This is a genomic window from Streptomyces humi (assembly GCF_001005085.2).
Taxonomy (GTDB): Bacteria; Actinomycetota; Actinomycetes; order Streptomycetales; family Streptomycetaceae; genus Streptomyces; species Streptomyces humi.
Genome location: NZ_LBMU02000143.1, coordinates 1 through 6,681 on the forward strand (window position 1 = coordinate 1; position 6,681 = coordinate 6,681).

The 6,681-nt window shown below is 68.7% G+C and carries 7 protein-coding genes and 1 tRNA gene; 5 read left to right on the plus strand and 3 right to left on the minus strand.

Annotated elements, in window-relative coordinates; all coding sequences use genetic code 11:
- Window positions 1–176: 176 nt before the first annotated feature.
- Window positions 177–578 (minus strand): YccF domain-containing protein, encoded by a 402-nt coding sequence (locus tag AAW13_RS43035; protein ID WP_046734184.1) that lies wholly within the window; start codon window positions 576–578, stop codon window positions 177–179.
- 118 nt (window positions 579–696) lie between these two features.
- On the opposite strand from AAW13_RS43035, the gene AAW13_RS43040 reads away from it, so the two are divergent.
- Window positions 697–987 (plus strand): YccF domain-containing protein, encoded by a 291-nt coding sequence (locus AAW13_RS43040; RefSeq protein WP_420855530.1) that lies wholly within the window; start codon window positions 697–699, stop codon window positions 985–987.
- A gap of 111 nt (window positions 988–1,098) precedes the next feature.
- Window positions 1,099–1,665, plus strand: coding sequence for an SMI1/KNR4 family protein (locus AAW13_RS43045; protein WP_046734183.1), 567 nt, complete (start codon window positions 1,099–1,101; stop codon window positions 1,663–1,665).
- 78 nt (window positions 1,666–1,743) lie between these two features.
- On the opposite strand, the gene AAW13_RS43050 is transcribed toward AAW13_RS43045, so the two are convergent.
- Entirely contained in the window at window positions 1,744–2,988 is a 1,245-nt protein-coding gene (locus tag AAW13_RS43050; RefSeq protein ID WP_046734182.1) for an APC family permease, read from the minus strand.
- Between the two features lie 188 nt (window positions 2,989–3,176).
- Here AAW13_RS43050 and AAW13_RS43055 point away from each other — a divergent pair, with 188 nt between their 5' ends.
- On the plus strand, window positions 3,177–3,443 hold the full coding sequence (locus tag AAW13_RS43055; protein WP_046734181.1) for a GlsB/YeaQ/YmgE family stress response membrane protein: 267 nt from the start codon (window positions 3,177–3,179) through the stop codon (window positions 3,441–3,443).
- 79 nt (window positions 3,444–3,522) lie between these two features.
- On the opposite strand, the gene AAW13_RS43060 is transcribed toward AAW13_RS43055, so the two are convergent.
- Window positions 3,523–4,011: a YajQ family cyclic di-GMP-binding protein gene (locus AAW13_RS43060; RefSeq protein WP_046734180.1), complete on the minus strand. Its 489-nt coding sequence runs from the start codon at window positions 4,009–4,011 to the stop codon at window positions 3,523–3,525.
- A 223-nt stretch (window positions 4,012–4,234) separates the two neighbouring features.
- Between AAW13_RS43060 and AAW13_RS43065 the strand changes: the two genes are divergently transcribed.
- Both AAW13_RS43065 and AAW13_RS43070 read left to right on the plus strand, forming a co-directional pair.
- Window positions 4,235–4,316: transfer RNA gene (locus AAW13_RS43065), tRNA-Tyr, on the plus strand.
- A gap of 1,274 nt (window positions 4,317–5,590) precedes the next feature.
- Window positions 5,591–6,133: a hypothetical protein gene (locus tag AAW13_RS43070; protein WP_046734179.1), complete on the plus strand. Its 543-nt coding sequence runs from the start codon at window positions 5,591–5,593 to the stop codon at window positions 6,131–6,133.
- The last annotated feature ends 548 nt before the right edge of the window (window positions 6,134–6,681 follow it).

Sequence of the window (6,681 nt, forward strand, 5' to 3'; positions counted from 1 at the left end):
GCCCGGTGATCCAAACGAAACTGCCTAGCGGTTCAGCCACCCTCTGCCGGGAAACGCCCGGCAGTCCGCGCTCCCGTTCGGCATCAGGCCACTCGGCGCACGGACCGCCCGTAGGTTGTGGTCAGATCGCGATAGGCGGGTACACACGGTTCCCGCCTGCCATGCATGCAGAGCGGTCAGCGCCCGCCGAACCCTTGGTCTGTGGCTACTACCTCGCGCCCCAACGGCATGAGTGAGATGGGGATGAGCTTCAGGTTCGCCCAGCCGAAGGGGATCCCGATGATCGACAGGAACAGCGGGATGCTCGTGATCAAGTGGGCCAGAGCCAGCCACCACCCCGCGAAGATCACCCAGATCACGTTGCCGATGAAGGATCCGGCGCCAGCGTCCGGCCGCTCCACCGTGGTCCGCCCGAACGGCCACAGGACGTAGCCGGCGATACGTAGGGACGCGATGCCAAACGGGATCGTGATGATCAAGACGAAGCAGATCAGTGCTGCGATCGTGTAGCCGATCGCCATCCAGAAGCCGCAGAAGACGAGCCACAGGATGTTGAGCAGCAGGTTGAACAGCTTCATGATCGGTACCCTCTCCAGGTCACTCCGTCGGCATGCCTGCTGCCACAAGTATCAGCCGGTCAGGCGTCCAGGCGGAAGCGCAGTGCCCTTGTAGCGTGATTGGGAACGTCCCGAGACGATCCCGTTCGGCATAGCGGCGTTCCGGATCGGCGTCTACGCCCTGTGGCCCTTCGGGTACACGACCGTCGAGCGGCGCGACGCGGGCGCCGGCTCCTGCGTCGGCAACGTGCTGTGGCTGGTGCTGGCGGGCTGGTGGCTGGCCCTCGCCCACATCGTCACCGGTATCGCCATGTGCATCACGATCATCGGAATCCCGTTCGGTATCGCCAACTTCAAGCTGATCCCGGTCTCCCTGCTCCCGCTGGGCCGCGAGATCGTGCCCACCGACGAGCCGTTCGCGACCCGCTGACCGCACCCCGCCCGCCGAGCCGGACACCCGAGTTGTCCACAGGCCGGAGCGCCGACGACACGTTGTCCACAGCCCGGCCCCGTTGTCAGTGCAGGCCTGCATCATGAAGCCATGACCGAGTTCGAGCAGTTGCTGACACGGGTGACCGCGCAGGCCCGCAACTCCCGCCCCTGGGGCTGGCCTTCGCTGCCCGAGCCCGTCGACGCGGCCACGCTCGACCGGGCTCGGGAGGCCCTGGGGTTCTCGCTGCCGCCCCTGCTCACCGCGCTCTACCGACGAGTGGGGGACGGCGGCTTCGGCCCGTCGTACGGGCTGCTGCCCCTGCTCGACGCCCCGCCCTCCGGCGAACCCGCCGCCGTCGCCCAGTACCTCGCCAACCGCGCGCACGGCCGCAAGGACCCGGAGTGGCCCTGGCCCGAAGGCGTGCTGCCGATATCCCACTGGGGCTGCGGCATGTACGCGTGCGTGGACTGCCGCACTCCGCAGGCCACCGTCCTCCTGTACGAGCCGAACGCCGACGACGCCGACGGCGCCTGGTTCGTGGACGCGCCCACCCTCACCGACTGGCTGCACGTCTGGCTGGACGGCACGGGCTGGTACGAGGAGACCGACGAGGGCACGGATCTCGCCCCCTGGCCCGAGTTCCGGACACGCACGGGCCTCGGCCAGACCTCCTGAGACACCGCAGCCCGGAGGGGCCGGCCACCGGCTACCGACGGCTGGAACGGGGCCGGTCACGGTAGCGGCGCCGTCCGCCTACCGTGCCGCAACCCGGCGTCGTACCCCGTAGGCCGCCGCACCGACCGCCAGTACGGCCGCCCCCGCCGCTACCGACACCACCGGCAGTGCGAACGCCAGGGTCGCGCAGCCCAGCAGTCCGACCACGGGGATCACGCGGGCACGCGGGGCCGGATCGAGCGTCCACGCCGAGGCGTTCGCCACCGCGTAGTACGCCAGCACACCGAAGGAGGAGAAACCGATGGCACCCCGGACGTCCGCCGTCGCCGCCACCACGGCGACCACCGCGCCGACGGCCAGCTCCGCGCGGTGCGGGACCTGGAAGCGAGGATGCACGGCGGCCAGCGCCCGGGGCAGATGGCCGTCGCGGGCCATGGCGAGCGTCGTCCGCGACACCCCGAGGACCAGTGCGAGCAGCGAGCCGAGCGCGGCCACCGCGGCCCCCACCCGCACCACGGGCACCAGTCCCGGCACCCCGGCCGCCCGCACCGCGTCGGCCAGCGGCGCAGCGGCACGCCCGAGCCCGTCCGCGCCCAGCACCGAGAGCGCCGCCACCGCCACGCAGGCGTACACCACGAGGGTCATACCCAGAGCCAGCGGAATCGCGCGCGGGATGGTGCGTGCCGGGTCCCGCACCTCCTCACCGAGGGTCGCGATGCGCGCGTAGCCGGCGAACGCGAAGAACAGCAGACCGGCCGCCTGGAGAACGCCGCCCACGCCAGACGACAGTCCGATGTCCAGGCGCCCGGCCTCCGCCTGTCCGGACGTCAGGCACACGACCACCACGGAAGCGAGGACCGCCAGCACCACGGCCACGATCACCCGTGTCAGCCAGGCCGACTTCTGGATGCCGCCGTAGTTCACGGCGGTCAGTGCCACCACGGCCGCGACGGCCACCGCATGAGCCTGGTCCGGCCAGACGTACACGCCCACGGTCAGCGCCATCGCCGCGCAGGACGCCGTCTTCCCGACGACGAACGCCCAGCCCGCGAGGTACCCCCAGAAGGCGCCGAGCCGTTCCCGCCCGTAGACATAGGTGCCGCCCGACTGCGGGTAGCGGGCGGCGAGACGGGCCGAGGACATCGCGTTGCAGTAGGCGACCAGCGCGGCGACGGCCAGCCCCGGCAGCAGCCCCGACCCGGCCGCGCGGGCCGCCGGGCCCAGAGCCGAGAACACGCCGGCCCCGATCATCGAGCCGAGGCCGACGACCACGGCGTCACGTACGCCCAGCGTGCGCCGCAGACCGGCGGGGGAGGAAGCCATGCGCCGCACCCTACTGATCGCCGCAACCGCCTGGTATCGCCGAAGCGTCCTGGTCATCGACAGGGCACGAACATACGCGCTACGGACACATCCGGATGGCTCGGGCAGTCTGTCCGGCACAACCGGCCCCGGCCGAGATCACAGGGCCGGAGCAGTGCGAACCCGGCGCGGAAGGGCAGGTTCAGGGCATGGGCATCATCAGTTGGATCATCCTGGGACTGTTGGCCGGAGCCATCGCCAAAATCCTCCTGCCGGGCCGCGACCCCGGCGGCTTCATCGGGACGACCCTCATCGGCATCGTGGGCGCGTTCCTCGGCGGCTGGATATCGGCCCGCTGGCTGGACCACCCGTTCACCAAAAACTTCTACGACGGCACGACCTGGCTGGCGGCTATCGGAGGCTCGCTGGTGCTGCTGATCGCCTACCGCCTCCTGTTCGGGAACTCGCGCGACTGAGCGACCTGAGGACGGACGGCAGACGAGAGGGTGGGCACCCGCGGGTGCCCACCCTCTCGCGTACTCCGGCCGGCGATGACTACCGGTAGTTCACGAACTGGAGGGCGAAGTCGAAGTCCTGGCCCTTGAGAAGCGCGATCACGGCCTGGAGGTCGTCGCGGCTCTTCGAGCTGACACGCAGCTCGTCGCCCTGGACCTGGGCCTTCACGCCCTTGGGGCCCTCGTCACGGATGACCTTCGCGACCTTCTTCGCATTCTCCTGGGAGATGCCCTCCTCGATCGACGCGAAGATCTTGTACTCCTTGCCGGAGAGCTGGGGCTCGCCCGCGTCCAGCGCCTTCAGCGAGATGCCGCGCTTGATCAGCTTCGACTGGAAGACGTCGAGGATCGCCTTGACCCGTTCCTCGGAGTTCGCCTCCATCAGGATCTTCTCGCCGGACCAGGCGATGGAGGCGCCCACGCCCTTGAAGTCGTAGCGCTGCGAGACCTCCTTGGCGGCCTGGTTGAGGGCGTTGTCGACCTCCTGCCGCTCGACCTTCGAGACGATGTCGAAACTGGAGTCGGCCATGTCCTGTGGCTCCTTGTATCGGGGGTAACGGGATGCGTTGCGGCGCGTGGCGACGGCCGTCGGTCCCTGTACGGAGACCGGGTCGCATTCGCACCAGCCTAGCCACCCCACGCCCTGTGGGCGCCGATCAATCGGGTGGCGGAGCACCCCTCGGGATCGGGTATTGTTTACGTCGTTGCCAGGGAACACCGCCGAAAAGCGGTTCGACTTGGCGGCAAACCCCGGCGGTGTGCCCGAGCGGCCAAAGGGAGCAGACTGTAAATCTGCCGGCTTCGCCTTCCCAGGTTCGAATCCTGGCGCCGCCACACTGGGGAAAACCCCCTCTGATCAGCCTGTACGGCAGATCGGAGGGGGTTTTCAGTTTCCCGCCTCGGTTCGATCTCGGCACCGGTCGAGGGTGGCGTGTCTCACCCCATGCCGCCCGAATCCCGCCTCTGATCAGGGCGTGTTCCACATGGGTCGCCCGGCGGAGGCGCGACTGCTCAAGCCCGTTCCACCCGCGATACGTGGCGTCGATCCGGCTGTCGGCCCGCTCCCGGGTCTGGTCCAAAGCCTTCGCGTAGCACCCTGTGCAGCACCGCGCTGGCGGGGGCCGACGGCGGCGGGCGCACTCCATCACGTCGCCTCCCGGGCGCGCCAGAAGGGCTCCCCGGCATGACGAAGATCATAGAGACGCCGGGCCGATGCAGATCGGGGCGCGGCCTCCGACCGGTCAGCGCGTTCTACCGGGTCCGGGTCCGGACCTTCCTGTATCCGGTCTCTGCGTGAGACCACGTGGTCGGACCGGAATGGACGACCAACGGGTGGCGTTCCGTCCGTTCCGAAGCGCTGCCTGAGCACTCGAAACGACGTGGGCGGGCTCGGCACCGGGGGCGAGTCCTTCACGGCGCGAGCTCTGACACGGCGACACGGTCGGCGGGTTTCGTGGGCCGCTCCGTCAACCGGCGAATTCCGTGCGGCGCGTTCGGCGCCCTGACGCAGGGTCAGCAAACCCCATCCCGTGTCCGGCGGGTGGCACTGAGCGGGGCGGAGCGCGGCGGTTTCCACCAGGCGCACGGTCGCGTAGTACGGGCACCCGAGGAAGGTTTCGAAGCCCTGTCCGCAGGGTCGCTGCTCGCGTGGCCCCGCCAACAGGGCTCGTATCGGGCGTGGATGGGGGACGCCCGCGGCATCGACGGGCAGCCAGACGGTCGTGTGGGGGTCATGCAGCACGGTTCCGCTGAGTTCAAGGGATGCGGTCGCCTTGTACGGGTCGTGGCCGGAAGTGACCGAGCCGGCTCCGGCCGCCTGTAGGGCCGCCGTTCGACCACTCCGTCTCCGGTGGCCCCCTGGGCCATCCGGTCCTCGTCCGTGGGGCTGAGGCGGTGTCCGCGCCAGGCCCCGAGGCCGGGGGCGCCCTTTCAGGACCGCGAAAGACATCGCGAGGCGTGGGGCCTTGGTGAGGGTGAACGAGTGATCAGGGCACGCGACACGAGCCGCCGGGGGAATGGCCATCCCGCACCTGTGTACGTTAAGTAATCACCCCATTGCGAAAAGTAATGCGGTTCTGTACTCGCAAACGCACGGAGGGCAACATTTCATGCGCAAGCTCAAGAAGGCCGTGATCGCCGCTCTTACGGTCGGTGGTCTGGTCGCTCTAGGCTCGGGAACCGCCTCTGCCGCCGACTCCGGCGACTCCCACCACGGAGGTACCAAGCCATTCCCGGTCTCCCGTGTGTTGGGCGATGCCACTCCGCAGGGGCGGCAATCTGCGGAAAAGAAGACGAAGGTGCAGAAGACGACGACGAAGAAGAAGACGAAGAGTGTCGGCCAGGTGACCGCGCGGGAGGCGAACGCGCAGGCGGGACGCGTTCTCCGTGTCGGCGGCCTGCTGGGCGGGCTCTTGGAGGTGCCGGGCGAGCTGGTCGAGGTCCTCGGTGGCACCACCCAGACGACCCCGGCGGCGAGCAGCACTTCTGGTGGCATTAACCAGAACAACCAGGCAAGCGGCACCGCTGGTGGAACCAACCAGAACAACCAGGCGAACGGTGCCTCTGGTGGTACCAACCAGAACAACCAGGTAAGCGGGCCCACGATCGCTATCGGTTTGTTCGCGCCGGCCATCCAGCAGACGAACCAGTAACAGGCGCCGAGCTGTAGGGCAGCTGAAGCGCTGCCTACGCCGATCAGCTCCTACGACGCGAACCCGCCACGCTCGTGTGGCGGGTTTCGTCGGTTTTGGAGAGAGGTCCGGCGAACGGGACCCGGTCCTGTTTCAGGGGCACGTGTGCATCAAGCAAATCAAGCAAGCATGACGCTGGCGTCGGGTGATGCCGGGGTCTGAGCGGTGAGAGCCGGCTGTATTAGACGCTCGACGGCGAAGGCCGTGAGTCCTGTCACGCCAGCGTCACGCGACGGTGATGCCCCGCGCTCCACGATGAACGGGCAAAGGCAAGCCCAAACCCGCTTTCACATGCAAGGAAGCCGCCATGATGACGAACATCCGGCATCGCATACCGCGCCTGATAGGTGCGTCCAGCCTGGTCGCGACGCTTGCTCTCGGGACAGGCGTGGGGACTGCCGCGGCAGCGCAGCACGAGGTCTCAAAGCCAAAGGTCGTTCCCACAGCGCCGTGTGGAAATTCCAGGTCCTGCACGGGCGGTAATCAGAACAACCAGGCGTCGGGTAACC